Here is a 16,785-nt window from a genome sequence, read left to right as displayed (position 1 = left end):
ACAATTAGCAGGCGAAGTTACCTGAACAGTGTAGAGTCCGGTATCGTTAACGAGCGTGAAAGAATCGGTAGAAGAAGTGTTCCATAAGTAAGTAAAACCGGAATCAGCTCCAATCACATAAAGTGAATCGCCACAACTGTTAGAAACAGGAGGAACAATAGAAATATCAGGAAATGAATCCAGTGTAAAGGAATACGTAACAGAATCGGGGCAAATCGTAGAGTTGCGGTAGAGTTTGAATTCGTAGTAGCCTCCTGATTGAATTTGGATCTGAAAGGTGTCGTTGTTTTGAGTAAAAGAAGTATCAGGCGTGTTGACAACCCACGTTTTAGAAAAAACATTGTTGGTGTCAGCAGAATATCCAGTAAGGATATCACCAAGACACAGGTTATTTGAATCGAGCCCGAAAAAGCTAATATTTGAAAAACTTATATCGAATAAATTTTGAATTTCAGAGCTTGTTAGTTTTCTATCCCAAACCCCAGTGTCATCTATTTTTCCTTCGTAATGAAAAATCGGAACAAGGTTGTTTGGTGGATTAGTACACCATCTTGACATCCCGAAATAATATGGGACACTTGATGAGTTCGAGGAATTAGGTATAGATATTGAATTGAATAATTGACCGTTGAGATAATAATGAAGAGAGTCAGCAATAGCATCTTTAACCATTGTTATCATTTGCCAGTCGTAACAAGGAGAGACCTGACTTCCTGTAATATTACCAGTTGAAATACCATCTTGTCTTAATTTCACTCTTATTGTATCATAAAAATCTAATGTTATGATATCTTGACCTGCACCGTAAGGGCATCCATATTTTTTAAAGAGGTGTTCTTTAGTATTAGGATCAAATTCAACAGGTTTAAACCAAAGATTAATCGAAAAGTTGTCGCTATTTCCAAATACTAACTCGTTAGGAGCTGGAATCTCTATAAAATCATCTACTCCGTCAAAATCGTAAGCGCTATTTTGATTTCCAAAACGGTCTGTAGTCAAAGATACTCCGCCAAATAGATTTCCATCATTATTGAAAGTACTCTCATCATTTGCATTACCATTAAAAGGGTACCAAGCAATTAGCCCGTTAGATGGCACGTTTGGAGGAAGCGTTTGAGTATTTCCTGACATGTAAAACGATATCAGAATAGTTAAAAAAACTAGTTTTTTTAAATAGGGCATTATAGGATTGAATTCAATACTTTATGACAAATTAATAAAAATTAGTTTAAAGTAGCCTGTCTCTTCTTATTTTACAGATATTTATCTTTGCACAAAACATTGAACAATGACTTTAAAAGACAAGATAAACAACGACATTAAAAATGCTATGAAAGCGAAGGAGCGTGAGAAGTTGGAAGCTCTCCGCTCGATTAAGTCTGCCATTCTGAATGCAGAATCAGAAAAAGCCGGATCTGAACTCAACGAAGAAAAAGAGTTGGGAATGCTACAAAAGCTTTTAAAGCAAAGAAAAGATAGTGCTGAGCTTTACAAAGAGCAGGGGCGCGATGATCTCGCAAAAGATGAAGAACTTCAGGCAGCTATTATCGAGGAGTACATGCCAGAGCAAATGAGTGAAGATGATGTGAGAGCTGAAGTACAAAAAGCAATTGAGCAAACCGGAGCTTCTGGTCCTTCTGATATGGGGAAAGTAATGGGACCTCTCGTTGGAAAACTAAAAGGAAAAGCAGATGGTAAATTGATATCTTCACTTGTTAAAGAAGAACTCAATAAATAACTTTCTGTCTTTGTAAAAATGATAATTTAGGGGTGAATTTATTCATCCCTTTTTTATTTCAGGAAATGCGGTTATTCATGTCTAATGCAATAGTCATCTTACTTTTATCTGGATTGGCTTTCCTCGATCTCATCGGTTATGGAATTAGACAAGGCGTAGGACAATTGAAAATCTTGCGCAAAGCTGAGCCGCTTGAAGAGGTTCTTAAGAAAGACGAACTGCCAAATAATTATCGCGATAAAATAAAGTGGATCAATGAGGTGAAGCAATTCGCTTACGATTCTTTAAAACTCGATAAGACTGATAATTACACTACTTTTTATGATCATGGTGATGATCCCATTCTATGGGTAGTGACTGCCACACCACAGTTTTCACTTCAGCCACATCGCTGGAAGTATCCCTTTCTTGGGAGTTTACCATACAAAGGACATTTCAAGAAAAAACTCGCTGTAAGAGAGAAGCGAAACCTCGATACATTGGGGTTTGATACAAGAATTGGAAGTGTTGATGCCTGGAGTACTCTCGGGTGGTTTTCAGATCCCATTTTGAGCGGAATGTTACAGCGAGACTCTGCCGAGTTAGCCGAGTTGATCATTCACGAGCTCACACATTCAACCATTTACCTTCCCTCACAGGGCGATTTCAACGAGAATCTGGCAACGTTCATCGGTAGACAGGGAGCTATGAAATTGTTGATCTCAAAAGGTGAAAAAGATCTTTTAAAGCGTTACGGTCAGAACCTGGATGATGAAGTAACCCTAAGACTATACCTCAATCAGTCTGCGAAAGATCTGGATTCGCTTTATCAGAATTTTGATTCTGATCTTTCTGGATTGAAAAAAAGAAATTTAAAAAAGCAGAAAATTCAGTCAATTCTTGACGGTTTGCTCAAGCTCGAATTAAAAGAAAAAGACCTAAATCCGGCTTATTTTAACTCTGACCGAGTAAACAATGCCTTCTTTTCAACTTATCTCACGTATAATTCTGCCCAGGACAGTTTACAGTCAGATCTTGATCAAAACTATGGGGGAGACCTCGTTCGCTACATCGATCATTTCAGAGATATGTGACAGCAAAATTTCCGGATCTGACCATTACCAAATAAAAAATCCCGACTTCAAAAGAAGCCGGGATTTTTATGTTTAACTAAATGGGTTGATTACATCATTCCTGGCATTCCGCCACCCATGCCGCCTGGCATTCCGCCACCTGCAGCATCGTTGTCATCTTCTGGTTCATCAGCCATTACGCACTCAGTTGTGAGTAACATACCAGCAATTGAACCTGCGTTTTCAAGTGCTACGCGCGTCACTTTTGTGGGATCAATAACACCAGCTTTGAGAAGATTTTCATACTTCTCAGTGCGAGCGTTATATCCGAAATCATCTTTTCCTTCAAGGACTTTTTGAACGATTACAGCGCCTTCACCACCTGCGTTGTGTACGATTTGGCGAAGCGGCTCTTCAAGTGATCTGCGAACGATTGCGATACCAGTTGTTTCGTCTTCGTTTTCACCTTCAAGTGATTCGATTGCTTTAATTCCACGGATTAGCGCAATACCACCACCCGGTACGATTCCTTCTTCAACCGCTGCACGAGTTGCTGCGAGCGCATCGTCAACACGGTCTTTCTTCTCTTTCATTTCAACTTCAGTAGCTGCACCGATGTAAAGAACAGCAACTCCACCAGCTAATTTTGCAAGGCGTTCCTGAAGTTTTTCTTTATCGTAATCAGATGTAGTTGATTCGATTTGCGCTTTTATTTGGTTGACGCGAGCATCGATATTGTCTTTTGCTCCGTTACCATTTACGATAGTCGTGTTGTCTTTATCGATTTGGATTTTTTCGCAAGTACCGAGGTCTTCAATAGTTGTATCTTCTAATTTACGACCCTGATCTTCACTGATTACATTTCCACCAGTTAAAATTGCGATATCTTCGAGCATTGCTTTTCTGCGGTCACCAAATCCTGGAGCTTTAACAGCTGCGATTTTAAGTGATCCACGGAGTTTATTCACTACGAGAGTAGCAAGTGCTTCCCCTTCAATGTCCTCAGCAATGATCAATAATGGTTTTCCACTTTGAGCAGTTTTCTCAAGGATCGGAACCATATCCTTCATTGTAGAAATCTTCTTGTCGAAGATGAGGATGTAAGGATTCTCAAGATCAGCGATCATTTTTTCAGAATCAGTCACGAAATAAGGCGAGAGGTATCCGCGATCAAATTGCATACCTTCAACTGTTTTTACTTCAGTCTCAGTTCCTTTCGCTTCTTCAACACTGATTACACCATCTTTACCAACTTTTTTCATCGCTTTAGCGATAAGGCTTCCGATTGTGTTGTCGTTGTTCGCTGATATAGACGCGATTTGTTCAATTTTAGAGTTGTCATCACCAACTTTCTTAGAAATTCCAGTTAGGTGTTTTACAACTTCAGCTACAGCTTTGTCAATCCCGCGCTTTAGGTCCATTGGGTTAGCACCTGAAGCTACGTTCTTAAGACCTGTAGTGATCATTGATTGTGCTAAAACTGTAGCGGTTGTTGTACCGTCTCCGGCAACATCAGCAGTTTTAGAAGCAACTTCTTTTACCATTTGAGCGCCCATGTTTTGGAACGGCTCTTTCAGCTCAACTTCTTTTGCTACTGTAACACCATCTTTAGTTACTTGTGGTGCTCCAAATTTTTTGTCGATAACTACATTACGACCTTTTGGTCCTAATGTAACCTTTACTGCATTCGCCAATGCATCAACACCAGCTCTAAGCTGATCTCTTGCGTCAATGTCGTATAAAATATCTTTAGCCATTTTTATTCAGATTTAGTTTTATTCAAAAATTGAATGATTAAACAATTGCGAATATGTCTGATTCGCGCATGATCAAATAGTCTTTACCTTCAATAGAAATTTCGGTACCGGAGAATTTACCGTAAAGAACAGTGTCTCCTTCTTTTACCGTCATCGGTTCATCTTTTTTACCGGCTCCTACAGCTACAACATTGCCTCTTTGAGGCTTTTCTTTTGCTGTGTCAGGAATGATAATTCCGCTAGCTGTTTTCTCTTCTGCAGGTGCTGGTTCTACTACCACGCGATCTGCTAAAGGTTTTATTTTTAATCCTGCCATTTTATAAGAATTTTAAAATTTATTGTTTTTAAATTTTCAGTTGTGGCATTGTCATAAAATGTGCCAATAGTGTAGCAGATACATTTTGTCAGCGCATGGAGAATTTTGGGCAAAAAAAAATGTCAGCATGCTGTCATGCTGACATTTTTTATAGAGTGAAACTATAATGTGTAATGTCAAATTATTCCTGATCTTCTTCTTCGTCATCGAAGATTGGCAAATCTTCACCACCGCCATTTTCTGCAGGAGCTTGTTGTTGCTGTTGCTGCTGAGGCTGTTGTTGTTGCGGTTGACCGGGTTGTTGGGGAGTTTGAGTTGGTTGAGATTCCATCAATTCTTCAAGTTCTCCGCCCTGGTTTTGATTTCCTGTAGCAACCTGTTCTTTTTTCATGAAAGAAGAAGATGCTATACTGAGCAACATCAACACGATTACAAGTGTCCATGTAGATTTTTCGAGGAAGTCGGTTGTGCGCTTAACACCACCAATTTGGTTAGCTCCTGAAAATCCTGATGCCAAACCACCACCTTTAGGGTTCTGAACGAGAACAACTAAGATGAGTAAAAGGCAAACAACTGCGATAAGTACGGTGAAAAAAGTTGCCATAATTATTTATTTGTCTTGATTATCGATCTTTTTAAGTTGGCCGGCAAAGTAAGCCTTTTTTTCGGGATATTTCAACATGAGTTTGTTGTAGATATTTTTTGCCTTTTCAATATTACCTTGCTGGATGTATATTTTGGCTAATGTCTCTGTTACAAAGTCATTGTTATCAATGACATTCATGCGGGAAATGCCCTCTGGTGAAAAGTCTTCATCTTTGTCGACTTTTGAAATTTGTGGCTCTTCTTTTATGAATTTGTCGATCAGCTTTTTTTGCTCTTGCTTTTGTTCTTTTTTTTCTTTCTCGCGGACTTTTTCGAGTCGTTCTTTATCTAAGATCTGGAGCCATTTTGAAAATGCCTGCCTTTCATTTGGAGAAAGCTTTTTCTCCTCACGGTCAGAGCCGGATGTTTCCTCGGGCTTTTCAGTCTCTTCTACAGTTTCGTTTTTCTCAGGGATTTCGTCAGATGTGAAGGCATAAGCACTTTCCATCGCGTGCTTGAGAACCTCACTTTCCAGCTCATCGAGTTGTTCCTCTTTTTGCGGATTTACTTCATCTGAGTTTTCTTTCTTTTCATCAGGTATAACTGTGGTTTCACCTTTCAATGAATGAAACTGAAGTGGCTTTTGAAAAGCTACTTCTTCATCTGTAGCGGTTTCTTCTTTTTGAGCTTTTGCTGGCTCGGGTTGCGGTTTCTCAACAGTGCTGGCTATAGTGGTTCTGACCGTTTCCCTGTAAAGCAATTCGTACAATCTTTTGCGATTGGGAATGAGGATAGCGGTTTTTTTTATTTGCTGGCCAGCGTGCAAGTCATTGTTGTCATGTAGTTTTTTGGCAAGAAGTAAATGTGGTAAAGTCATGTAAGGAAAATCACCAACTAGCTGATTGAGCTCCTCAACCGATACTTCGTTGAGAACATCAATATTCCTCAGTAATTGTGTGATTTTTTGACTGTTCATTACCAATTTCCAATAGCGTTCTGCAAGATATCTTGAGTAAGCTGCCTGTTGATATCCTCTATTAGTTGATCCTCAACTTGCTTTAAAGATGCAGTACTTTCGTAATCCTCAAATTTACTAAACCGTTTTTCAAAATTGTCTTCTTCATTGAGTGTATTTGTGAAACGTACATTTACAGTTATCGTCAATCTGTTGAGTGCTGCCTGCTCATTTCCCTGAACAGCAACCGGTGCATTGTTGTAGCCCACAATTTCACCTTCAAACTGGAGCTCACCATTGTTCTCAACTAATGCAATATTCGTTTGCTGGAGAAAAATATCTTTTAAACTTTCTGTAAAAGCCTGGCTGTAAGTTGGTGGAGCTAATGGAGCTACACTTGGGAAATATTGAATGCTCACCGTTTCTGCATCAGTGCTAATGCCTGTAAACGAATAATTCACTTTGCAGTTTTGCAGCAAAACAGGGATGCAAAGAAGCATTATGGCTGTAAAAAAACGTTTCATATTAACTCAATTCGTACTCTTTAATTTTTCTGTAGAGTGTGCGTTCAGATACACCTAATTCTTCAGCTGCATACTTGCGTTTACCATTGTGCTTCTCAAGTGCTTTCTTGATCAATATTCTTTCTTGATCTTCGAGATTTAATGACTCTTCAACTTCCTGGTGCTGGTGGAAATTTGAGTCCTGGAACTCGGCTTGTGCAGCGTATCCTTCACTCGTATTGGCCGGAAGTTGCAATGCTTGATATTCCGGATCTTTAGCCGGATCAGTCTCTGCCTCAGTGTAAAGCTCTTTGATGATTTGTGTATCCTCATCAGAGATGCTGCCGTCTTTTAATAGATCACCAACCAGTTTTTTGAGATCGTTCATCTCATTCCTGAGATCGAAAAGTATTTTGTAGAGAATTTCTCTTTCGTTTAAGTCACTGTCTGATCCGGAAGCACTTTGCCTCGTAGCAGGTAGGTTGGATTTCGATAAATCCGGGAGGTACTTGAGCAGGGTTTGAGCATCGATATTTCGTTCCTCTTCTAATACGTTGAGCTGCTCCGTGATATTCTTGAGCTGGCGGATGTTTCCGTGCCAGTAATAGCGTTCGAGCATTTCACGAGCTTCATCTGTAAGACGGATGAGAGGCGTTCTGTATTTCTCAGAGAAATCAGCTGCAAATTTTCTAAAGAGAAGATGGATGTCCTCTTTTCTTTTACGCAGTGCTGGTAAGTGAATGGGGACAGTATTTAACCTGTAATAAAGGTCTTCTCTAAACTTGCCTTCATCAATTGCTTTTGAAATATCCACATTCGTTGCCGCAACGATTCTCACATCCGTTTTTTGAACTTTTGACGAGCCCACTTTCAAGAATTCTCCTGCCTCTAAAACACGCAAGAGTTTAACCTGAGTTTCAAGGGGCATTTCAGCTACTTCATCGAGGAAGATTGTACCGCCATTAGCTTCTTCAAAATATCCTTTTCGTTCAGTACCGGCTCCGGTGAAAGATCCTTTTACGTGCCCAAAAAGTTCAGAGTCCATCGTGCCTGATGGAATGGCTCCACAGTTTACCGCGATGTAGGAATTGTGCTTCCTCGGGCTCTGACTGTGAATAATTTGCGGAATAGCTTCTTTACCAACGCCACTTTCACCCGTTACCAAAATTGATAAATCAGTTGAAGCAACGCGTACAGCTGTTTCCAAAGCACGGTTTAAGCCATCGTTATTCCCGATGATGCTAAAACGTTGCTTAATGGGTTGTAAATTCATTTTTAGGCTGTTGTTAGTACTTTTTCTTCTTCCACAACTTCACCGAGTAGCGTTGCGCTAGTGCAATCGTTTACTTTCACTTTTACGTACTGCCCTTTTTTGTGATCACCTTTTGGGAACACGATCATGGTGTTGTGTGTATTTCGACCACACAAATCAGCATCAGATTTTTTTGAAACACCTTCGATCAGAACCTCAAACGTTTTGCCGAGTTGGCGTTTGTTGCTCTCGGCAGAGTGTTGTTGTTGTAGTTGGATAACTTCTTGTAACCTCGCTTTTTTGATTTCATCTGGGACGTCATCTTCAAATTTTCGTTCGGCTACAGTTCTCGGGCGTTCTGAATATCTGAACATGTAAGCGAAGTCGTATTTCACCTCTTTCATGAGGCTAATAGTATCATTGTGTTGCTCATCAGTTTCGCCACAAAAGCCTGTGATAATATCAGTAGAAATTGCACAATCTGGAATGATGCGGTGAATAGCTTCAATTCTGTTCAAGTACCACTCTCTCGAGTAACCGCGGTTCATTTTTTTGAGCATTTCTGTATTTCCGCTCTGTACAGGGAGGTGAATATACTTGCAAATATTATCATACTTCGCCATTGCGTGAAGTACATCATCAGTCATGTCTTTAGGGTGAGAAGTTGAGAATCGGATTCTCAAATCAGGGGCAACCTGAGCGACCATTTCAAGGAGTTCGGCAAAGTTCACCGTAGGCTTAGATTCGTCCTTGATTCTGCCTTTGCTGGACATATTCCAGCGGTAACTGTCAACATTTTGTCCTAAAAGTGTCACTTCTCTGTATCCGTTATCGTGAAGTTCTTTAGCTTCTTGTACGATAGATTGAGGATCGCGACTTCTCTCACGGCCACGAGTGAAAGGAACTACACAAAAAGAACACATGTTGTCACAGCCACGCATTATAGAGATAAAAGCTGTTACTCCGTTTTTATCGAGACGAACAGGAGAAATATCAGCATAAGTTTCCTCTCTTGAAAGAAGTACGTTTACTGCTTTTTGGCCGCCTTCAACTTCACTGATCAGACCCGGAAGATCGCGATAGGCATCAGGCCCGGCTACCAGATCAACGAGTTTTTCCTGATCGAGCAATTTTTTCTTGAGGCGTTCTGCCATGCATCCTAAAACTCCAACAACGAGGTTTGGTCGCTCCTTTTTTGCGTTTTTGAATTGCTTGAGGCGAGTGCGAACACGTTGCTCAGCGTTATCTCTGATAGAACATGTATTGAGTAGCACAACATCAGCTTCACTACTTTGGCTAACCGTTTCGTAGCCCTCTTTTGAAAGTATTGAAGCGACTACTTCGCTATCTGAAAAGTTCATTTGACAACCATAGCTTTCAAGATAAAGTTTTTTATTTCCTCCCTTAGTGGAATCTAATAAAGTTGCTTCACCTTGTTTGCTTTCATCAATAGTTTTATTTCCTTCGTGCAATCCTTCTATCATGCCTTATCAGTTTTAGCAATTCTAAGCCCGCAAAAATAACGATTTGCGTGTTGGTGTCAAAATGACAGTTGCGAATGAATTGTTAAAATCTAAGGTCAATCCCTTATTTTTTAGCTTTATGTTAGTTGCGGCTATTGCAAAGAGAAAAAATGTTTGCTTTTCTTTGTAAGCATTCAACAAGGTATTAATATGCCTGTTAGAGATTAAAATGTCGAGTAAAATATGAACTTAGTTATAGTGGAGTCGCCTGCAAAGGCTAAAACGATTGAGGGGTTTTTGGGTAAGGATTTTGTCGTGAAGTCGAGTTACGGACATGTTCGGGATTTAGCCAAAAAAGGACTCTCAGTAGATGTTGATAATGCATTTACACCAAATTACGAGATTTTATCAGATAAAAAGAAACTGATCACTGAACTCAAGAAGCTTGCGAAAAAATCAGAGATGGTTTGGTTAGCAACGGATGAGGACCGCGAGGGAGAAGCTATTTCTTGGCACTTATACAATGTGCTTGGACTAAAGCCGGAGAAAACCAAGAGGATTGTATTCAATGAAATTACAAAACCGGCAATAACAAAAGCAATTGAAAATCCGCGTGATATAAACGATGACCTGGTAAATGCTCAGCAGGCAAGAAGAGTTTTAGATAGACTAGTAGGTTTTGAGTTGTCTCCGGTTCTTTGGCGAAAAGTGCAGCCAAAACTGAGTGCCGGAAGGGTGCAAAGTGTTACTGTGAGACTCATTGTTGAGCGCGAACGTGAAATAGAAAACTTTACTCCTCAAAACTCATTCAAGGTATCAGCTTATTTTGATGTTGATGGTACAACATTGAAAGCTGAGCTGAATAAAAAATTCAAAACAGCAGAAGAGGCAAAGTCATTCTTAAACGAATGCTCTGATAGTAACTTTTCAATTGATAAGCTGGAGAAAAAGCCGGGTAAAAGAACTCCGGCTGCTCCATTTACTACATCAACGTTACAGCAGGAAGCTTCCAGAAAACTCGGTTTTTCTGTTGCTCAAACTATGTCGGTCGCTCAAAGGCTTTACGAATCAGGTAAAATCACTTACATGCGTACCGATTCTACTAATTTGAGTGATACTGCAATCAAGCAGAGTAAGGCTGTCATCAGTGATAAGTTCGGATCTGACTATCACAAAAGCAGGAATTACGCAACAAAGTCGAAAGGTGCTCAGGAAGCTCACGAAGCTATTCGTCCAACAAATTTAGGTGTTAACGAAGCTGGTGATGATTCAGCACAGCAGCGACTTTACGATTTAATTTGGAAAAGAACGATCGCCACTCAAATGGCTGATGCTAAACTCGAACGCACTACAGTTACGATTCCTGTTCAGAACCGGGATGAAGTTTTCACAGCTAAAGGTGAAGTAGTGAAATTTGACGGTTTCCTCAAGGTGTATGTTGAGTCGACTGATGATGAGCACGAAGAGGATAAGAAAAATACGCAAGGACTTTTACCACCACTAAAAGAAGGGCAGGAGTTAGAGCTTCAGAAAATTGATGCAATTGAAAGGTTCACGCATCATCCACCAAGATATACTGAGGCTAGCCTTGTGAAAAAACTCGAGGAGTTGGGTATTGGGAGACCTTCCACATATGCGCCAACAATCAGTACAATTCAGAAACGCGGCTATGTCGTGAAAGAAGATCGTGATGGTTACGAGAGAAAATATCGTCATCTAACTTTAAAGGACAGTAATGTCAAAGAGGAGGAGAAAAAAGAGACAACCGGTGCAGAGCGCAAAAAACTTTTCCCAACTGATATTGGTGTTGTTGTAAATGACTTTTTGATCGATAACTTTACCAAAATTCTCGATTACAATTTCACTGCTGAGGTGGAAAAAGAATTTGATGATATTGCTCAGGGTCAGCTAGAGTGGAATAAAATGATCGATAATTTTTACGGTCCATTCCATTCAAATGTTGAAGATACGCTCGAACATTCAGAACGCGCTAAAGGTGAACGACACCTAGGAGACGACCCAAAAACAGGAAAGCCTGTTTATGCCAAAATAGGCCGTTACGGCCCCATGGTTCAGTTGGGTGAAACGGAATCTGAAGAGAAACCGAAGTTCGCTTCTTTGAGAAAGAACCAGAGTATCCAGCAGATTTCTCTTGAGGAAGCCCTGGAACTTTTCAAACTTCCGAGAGAGTTAGGTGAGTTTGAAGGAGAAAAAGTGTCGGCTAATGTTGGTAGATACGGTCCTTATGTTAGGCACCAAAATCAGTTCGTCAGCTTAAAAGAAGACGACCCGATGGAGGTCAACTTAGACAGGGCAATTGAGTTGATCAAAGAAAAACGCGAGCAGGCTGAAAAGAATAAAATCAAGACTTTCGAGTCAGAGCCGGACTTGCAGGTTCTGAACGGTAGATATGGCCCATACATTAAATACAAGAAGAAGAATTTTAGAATTCCTAAAGATGTAGAACCTGAAGAGTTGACTCTAGAGCAGTGCATGGAGATCATTGAAAAGGGAGGTAAATCAGGAAAGGGCAAAAAGAAGTCGACTAAGTCAAAGACCAAAAAGAGTACTAAAGCTAAGGGGAAATAACGATGGATATTGCATTTTACTTCAATGAGGTAGATGCTCAGCTCATGAAAAATGAGAAGGGCGACCTCGGCTCCATTATCGAAAAGCACGGTGACGGTGAACTGCCATCTATTACTGAAGGCGTTCAAATTGTTTTGTTTGGGGTTGGAGAATCACGAAATGCATTATCAAATAAAGGGTCAGAACACGGAGCCAATTATGTGAGAAGCTATCTCTATAAACTCAAAAAGGATACAGGATTTAACTTACCTATAATTGATTTGGGGAATATCCTGGGTGGCGAAACTGTATCTGACACTTACTATGCTGTTAGTTCGGTAGTCGCTTATCTTGTGAAACGCAACTGCATTCCTGTAATTATTGGCGGAACGCAGGATTTGACATATGCGAATTACTTGGCTTATGAGAATTTGGAACAAGTTGTGAATTTAACGACTATCGACAGGAAATTCGATATGGGCGTTTCTCAGGAAGAGGAAATCAACAATGAAAACTTCCTCAGTAAAATTTTACTGCATCAACCTAATTACTTGTTTCACTACACTAATATTGGTAATCAGAGTTACTTTGTCGATGAGGATGTTAAAGACCTTATAGATAAACTCCATTTTGATGAACTCAGACTTGGTTTATGCAGGCGGGATATGAAATTGGTTGAGCCACTTGTTAGAAACTCTGATATTGTCAGTTTTGATATGAGTTCTATTAAAGGAAGCGATTCTCCGGGGAATGAACTAGCAGGTCCAAATGGACTCACCAATGATGAATGCTGCCAGGTGGCGAGATATGCTGGTATCAGTGAAAAGGTTACTTCAATTGGTTTTTATGAGTATGATCCCGAATTTGACCGTCAGGGTATATCAGCACATGTATTAGCTCAAATGATTTGGTATTTTATTGATGGTGTAAACTCAAGAAAAGGAGATTTACCTTTGATGAATTCTAAAAACTACCTTAAATATAGAGTGCACATAGATGGTTTTGATGAAGACCTGGTTTTTTTGAAAAGTGTTAAGACAGATAGATGGTGGATGAATGTGCCATTCCCTTCTCCAAAAGCTAACCGTTTTAAAAGACATCAATTGGTGCCCTGCAGTTATGAGGATTATCAGGAGGCCTGTAAAAATGAAGTTCCTGATTTGTGGCTAAAGACTTACCAAAAGTTCTTGTAGCTTGCGTTTATATGACAATTCAATCTGTTTAAGTTATCACACGATTGATGTTAAAAATTTTTGTTAATAAAATCTTTTGACTATTTTAGCGATCACTATTTGGACAATTGCTTTAATAAAGCGTATTACTCTATGAAGAAAATTTTACTTTGGAGCATTGCTGTAATGAGCGTGACTACTGTTTTTGGGCAGCAAGACCCCCAATTCACGCAGAATTATTTTAACAGATTCTATCCGAACCCTGCAGTAGCAGGAAGTAATGACGGAATTTGCGCAACACTTATTGGGCGTCAACAGTGGGTTGGCTTTGAAGGTCGTCCTGAGTCGTATTTGTTTACGGCTCATATGCCATTCACTGATCCATGGTTGAATCAGTCTCATGGAGTTGGCTTTAGTGTTTTGTCTGATAAACTCGGTCAAGAGTCAACTTTTGGCTTTAAGGTTTCTTACGCTTACAGAAGGGCTATTGGTCCGGGTATGTTAAGTGGTGGAATTGGCCTTGGATTAATAAATAAAACCATTAATAATGACTGGGATGCAGTTGATGATTTTCAGGTAGACCCGTCTATTCCTGATAATGGTGCATCTGATTTGTCATTTGATATGGATTTTGGCTTGTATTACAAGATTCCTAAAAAAGCTTACGTAGGTGTTAGTGTTACACACCTCAATGGAGCTGTTTTACAGGATGAGGATGAAAATGCCGCAAGTATTCCTGCTAATCTTGAATACGGTATGGCTCGTCATATTTATGTAATGGCTGGATACCAGACTCAAATAATTAGTCCGGATTGGCAAATTAAGCCTAATGTATTCATTAAGTCTGATGGCGTTTCAACAACATTTGATATTGCCGGGCTGATCGAATACCAAGAACGTTTTTGGGGAGGTATCAATTACAGATTACAAGATGCGATTGGTCCAATCTTAGGGGTGAATTACCAAATGCCCGGAACTGGTTTAACAGGCGGGATGTTGAAAGTTGGATATTCTTATGATGTAACTACTTCTCAGTTGAGAAAACATAGCTCTGGATCTCATGAGTTAATGATCAATTACTGCATGAACATCATTTCTAAACCAAAATTTGAGCGTCACAGAACAGTTAGATTCCTGTAATATTTCATAATAATTGAATAAACAAGGCGTTAAATCTGGCACAATTTAATTGTAAGATTATATTTGTGTCACCGATATAAAACACACCAGCATGAAACGATTGTTGTTTTTCTTAATAATAGGTGCTTTTGTAGCCAGTTGTGGTCCTCGTGAGACGGGCCAGCTAATTGGTGTGCAAAACAGACCGGCATGGTATGATATTGATCCGTATGGAACAGTTTACATACCAATGGGAAGCTTTACAATGGGCGGGAACGACCAAGATGTACCTTATGCTCATGTTTCTAAAGCTAAAACAGTTTCTGTTCAGGCATTTTACATGGATGATACAGAAATCACAAATAACGAATACCGTCAATTTGTACATTGGGTTAGAGATTCGATGGCTTTGACTCTTCTAGCAGATGTTGATGAAGAACAATACTTCATTATGGAAGATCAGTACGGTAGAGAGCTCGATGAGCCCAAATTGAATTGGGATGCAGAAATTCCATGGAACAGTCCTGAAGAAGATGTTCAGGATGCACTAGCGCCATTGTTTTACCCTCGAGCAGAACGTATTCACGGTATTAAACAAATTGATACGAGAAGGTTGATCTATGAATATACATGGATGAATTATAGAAAAGCTGCTAACAAAGGTCGTCCTCGTCACCAGTATGGTGAACCAGAAGGATTAGATCGTACCAGCTTTATTGAAAGAGATAGGGTAGAAGTGTACCCAGATACTTTATGTTGGGTAGCTGATTTCTCTTACTCATTTAATGAGCCAATGACGAATACTTATTTCTGGCATCCTGCATACGATGATTATCCTGTTGTAGGTGTTAATTGGAAACAAGCTACAGCATTCTCTCAATGGAGAACTCAATTATTCAACTCTTTCTTGAGAAGAGCAGGGGTTCCAATGGTTCAGGATTTTAGATTGCCTTCTGAATCTGAATGGGAGTACGCAGCACGCGGAGGATTAGATCTTTCTTCATACCCATGGGGCTCGCCTTACATAAGGAATGATAAAGGTTGTTTCCTTGCTAACTTTAAACCGTTGAGAGGTAATTATGTAGATGATGGTGGATTCCATACTGTTGCAGCCAACTCTTACTCCCCTAATGATTACGGCCTGTATTGTATGGCTGGTAACGTATCAGAATGGACAAAGAATGCATATGACGAGTCAGCTTATAGTTTCTCCCATGATCTCAATATGGATTATCAATATCAGGCTGATGAAAATGATTTACCTGTATTTAAAAGAAAAGTTATTCGTGGTGGATCATGGAAAGATGTTGGTTACTACATCCAAAATGGGACAAGAGCTTACGAATATCAAGATACAGCAAAAAGTTACATAGGTTTTAGAAACGTAATGACCTACCTCGGTAGGGCTAAAGGCGATAGATTATAATTTTTATTAACGCAGTTAAACTGAACTCTAAATCGATTAATTATGAGCAAGGAAATAACAGGTTTTAAACCGGGAAGTAAAAGCTGGAAAAACTTCATGGCGAAGTTATACGGTATTGGTGGTGCCATCGTGATTATTGGTGCACTCTTTAAATTACAACACTACCCCGGTTCTAGTCTTATGCTTATCCTTGGACTTGGAACAGAAGCCCTTATTTTTACATTTTCCGCATTTGAACCCCTACATGAAGAACCAGATTGGTCAAAAGTTTATCCAGAATTAGCTGAAGATTATGATGGTGAGCCAGCTCAAGGCGGCCGCGGTGGCGGTGGCGGAGGTGGAGTTTCCTCAACTCAGGAACTCGATCTCATGTTGGAGCAGGCCAAGATAGGACCTGACCTAATTGAAAGTTTGGGTAAAGGCATGAATAACCTGGCAGACACAGCTAAGAATATGAATAACTTGGGGGATGTTGCTGGAGCTACAAACGATTTTGTAGATAATGTTAAAGATGCTTCAAACAGAGTAGGAGAATTATCAGAATCTTATCACCATGCTGCTGAATCATTAACAGGGTTATCTGTTTCTAATGAAGATGGAGCTACTTATGCTGAAAATCTCAAAAAGGTAACTGATAATCTATCAGCACTGAATAATGTATATGAGTTACAATTGAAAAACTCTCAAGATCAAGCTGAGGTTTCTAATCAAATGTTTGAAAACATTCAGGAACTCATTACTAATCTCAATAATTCTGTTGAAGATACGAGAAGATATAAGGATAACATTTCTGAGCTGTCTAATAACTTAGAATCGCTCAATACAGTATATGGAAATATGTTATCTGCTATGAATTTCCAGAAGCCACAGAGCTAAATA

General features: G+C 39.7%; 15 protein-coding genes. 7 read left to right on the top strand and 8 right to left on the bottom strand.

Features of this window, described 5'->3' with window-relative positions; translation table 11 throughout:
* Nucleotides 1-1,131 (bottom strand): LamG domain-containing protein (locus F3059_RS12820; RefSeq protein ID WP_223274619.1); only part of this gene is annotated, 1,131 nt, incomplete at its 3' end.
* Between the two features lie 157 nt (nt 1,132-1,288).
* Here F3059_RS12820 and F3059_RS12815 point away from each other — a divergent pair.
* Both F3059_RS12815 and F3059_RS12810 read left to right on the top strand, forming a co-directional pair.
* Entirely contained in the window at nt 1,289-1,738 is a 450-nt protein-coding gene (locus tag F3059_RS12815) for a GatB/YqeY domain-containing protein (protein ID WP_151169904.1), read from the top strand.
* 77 nt (nt 1,739-1,815) lie between these two features.
* Nucleotides 1,816-2,811 (top strand): aminopeptidase, encoded by a 996-nt coding sequence (locus F3059_RS12810; protein ID WP_170265176.1) that lies wholly within the window; start codon nt 1,816-1,818, stop codon nt 2,809-2,811.
* A gap of 89 nt (nt 2,812-2,900) precedes the next feature.
* On the opposite strand, the gene groL is transcribed toward F3059_RS12810, so the two are convergent.
* From groL to miaB, 7 genes are all read right to left on the bottom strand, one after another.
* Nucleotides 2,901-4,547, bottom strand: coding sequence for a chaperonin GroEL (gene groL / locus F3059_RS12805; RefSeq protein WP_151169900.1), 1,647 nt, complete (start codon nt 4,545-4,547; stop codon nt 2,901-2,903).
* 37 nt (nt 4,548-4,584) lie between these two features.
* Complete coding sequence (locus tag F3059_RS12800; RefSeq protein WP_151169898.1) at nt 4,585-4,863, bottom strand: co-chaperone GroES; 279 nt, start codon at nt 4,861-4,863, stop codon at nt 4,585-4,587.
* Between the two features lie 181 nt (nt 4,864-5,044).
* Complete coding sequence (gene secG / locus F3059_RS13855; RefSeq protein ID WP_151169896.1) at nt 5,045-5,467, bottom strand: preprotein translocase subunit SecG; 423 nt, start codon at nt 5,465-5,467, stop codon at nt 5,045-5,047.
* Nucleotides 5,468-5,473: 6 nt separating this feature from the next.
* On the bottom strand, nt 5,474-6,424 hold the full coding sequence (locus F3059_RS12790) for a tetratricopeptide repeat protein (protein ID WP_151169894.1): 951 nt from the start codon (nt 6,422-6,424) through the stop codon (nt 5,474-5,476).
* Nucleotides 6,424-6,927, bottom strand: coding sequence for an LptE family protein (locus tag F3059_RS12785; RefSeq protein WP_151169892.1), 504 nt, complete (start codon nt 6,925-6,927; stop codon nt 6,424-6,426). The genes F3059_RS12790 and F3059_RS12785 overlap by 1 nt, the downstream gene beginning before the upstream one ends.
* A 1-nt stretch (nt 6,928) precedes the next feature.
* Nucleotides 6,929-8,179, bottom strand: coding sequence for a sigma-54 interaction domain-containing protein (locus tag F3059_RS12780; RefSeq protein ID WP_151169890.1), 1,251 nt, complete (start codon nt 8,177-8,179; stop codon nt 6,929-6,931).
* A 2-nt stretch (nt 8,180-8,181) separates the two neighbouring features.
* Nucleotides 8,182-9,642 (bottom strand): tRNA (N6-isopentenyl adenosine(37)-C2)-methylthiotransferase MiaB, encoded by a 1,461-nt coding sequence (miaB, locus tag F3059_RS12775; protein ID WP_151169888.1) that lies wholly within the window; start codon nt 9,640-9,642, stop codon nt 8,182-8,184.
* Nucleotides 9,643-9,864: 222 nt separating this feature from the next.
* Between miaB and topA the strand changes: the two genes are divergently transcribed.
* From topA to porL, 5 genes are all read left to right on the top strand, one after another.
* On the top strand, nt 9,865-12,210 hold the full coding sequence (gene topA, locus F3059_RS12770) for a type I DNA topoisomerase (RefSeq protein ID WP_151169886.1): 2,346 nt from the start codon (nt 9,865-9,867) through the stop codon (nt 12,208-12,210).
* Between the two features lie 2 nt (nt 12,211-12,212).
* Nucleotides 12,213-13,382: a formimidoylglutamase gene (locus F3059_RS12765; protein ID WP_151169884.1), complete on the top strand. Its 1,170-nt coding sequence runs from the start codon at nt 12,213-12,215 to the stop codon at nt 13,380-13,382.
* Nucleotides 13,383-13,514: 132 nt separating this feature from the next.
* The gene (locus tag F3059_RS12760; RefSeq protein WP_151169882.1) at nt 13,515-14,501 is read left to right on the top strand and encodes a PorP/SprF family type IX secretion system membrane protein; all 987 of its coding nucleotides are present in this window, start codon (nt 13,515-13,517) and stop codon (nt 14,499-14,501) included.
* Nucleotides 14,502-14,592: 91 nt separating this feature from the next.
* Nucleotides 14,593-15,906 (top strand): T9SS ring complex lipoprotein PorK/GldK, encoded by a 1,314-nt coding sequence (gene porK / locus F3059_RS12755; RefSeq protein WP_151169880.1) that lies wholly within the window; start codon nt 14,593-14,595, stop codon nt 15,904-15,906.
* Nucleotides 15,907-15,948: 42 nt separating this feature from the next.
* Nucleotides 15,949-16,782, top strand: coding sequence for a type IX secretion system motor protein PorL/GldL (gene porL, locus F3059_RS12750; RefSeq protein ID WP_151169878.1), 834 nt, complete (start codon nt 15,949-15,951; stop codon nt 16,780-16,782).
* Nucleotides 16,783-16,785 lie beyond the last annotated feature (3 nt).

This window comes from Salibacter halophilus (genome assembly GCF_008806325.1).
GTDB classification, from domain to species: domain Bacteria; phylum Bacteroidota; class Bacteroidia; order Flavobacteriales_G; family Salibacteraceae; genus Salibacter; species Salibacter halophilus.
Note: the sequence above shows the minus strand (reverse complement) of the source record. Positions and strands in the feature narration are given on the sequence as shown.

What these genes read in the sequence shown, in the direction of transcription:
- groL (WP_151169900.1), bottom strand. Translation starts at nt 4,547, where the DNA reads ATGGCTAAAGATATTTTATACGACATTGACGCAAGAGATCAGCTTAGA.
- F3059_RS12790 (WP_151169894.1), bottom strand. Translation starts at nt 6,424, where the DNA reads ATGAACAGTCAAAAAATCACACAATTACTGAGGAATATTGATGTTCTC.
- porK (WP_151169880.1), top strand. Translation starts at nt 14,593, where the DNA reads ATGAAACGATTGTTGTTTTTCTTAATAATAGGTGCTTTTGTAGCCAGT.
- F3059_RS12765 (WP_151169884.1), top strand. Translation starts at nt 12,213, where the DNA reads ATGGATATTGCATTTTACTTCAATGAGGTAGATGCTCAGCTCATGAAA.
- F3059_RS12800 (WP_151169898.1), bottom strand. Translation starts at nt 4,863, where the DNA reads ATGGCAGGATTAAAAATAAAACCTTTAGCAGATCGCGTGGTAGTAGAA.
- porL (WP_151169878.1), top strand. Translation starts at nt 15,949, where the DNA reads ATGAGCAAGGAAATAACAGGTTTTAAACCGGGAAGTAAAAGCTGGAAA.
- F3059_RS12815 (WP_151169904.1), top strand. Translation starts at nt 1,289, where the DNA reads ATGACTTTAAAAGACAAGATAAACAACGACATTAAAAATGCTATGAAA.
- F3059_RS12810 (WP_170265176.1), top strand. Translation starts at nt 1,816, where the DNA reads ATGTCTAATGCAATAGTCATCTTACTTTTATCTGGATTGGCTTTCCTC.
- F3059_RS12760 (WP_151169882.1), top strand. Translation starts at nt 13,515, where the DNA reads ATGAAGAAAATTTTACTTTGGAGCATTGCTGTAATGAGCGTGACTACT.
- topA (WP_151169886.1), top strand. Translation starts at nt 9,865, where the DNA reads ATGAACTTAGTTATAGTGGAGTCGCCTGCAAAGGCTAAAACGATTGAG.
- F3059_RS12780 (WP_151169890.1), bottom strand. Translation starts at nt 8,179, where the DNA reads ATGAATTTACAACCCATTAAGCAACGTTTTAGCATCATCGGGAATAAC.
- F3059_RS12785 (WP_151169892.1), bottom strand. Translation starts at nt 6,927, where the DNA reads ATGAAACGTTTTTTTACAGCCATAATGCTTCTTTGCATCCCTGTTTTG.
- secG (WP_151169896.1), bottom strand. Translation starts at nt 5,467, where the DNA reads ATGGCAACTTTTTTCACCGTACTTATCGCAGTTGTTTGCCTTTTACTC.
- miaB (WP_151169888.1), bottom strand. Translation starts at nt 9,642, where the DNA reads ATGATAGAAGGATTGCACGAAGGAAATAAAACTATTGATGAAAGCAAA.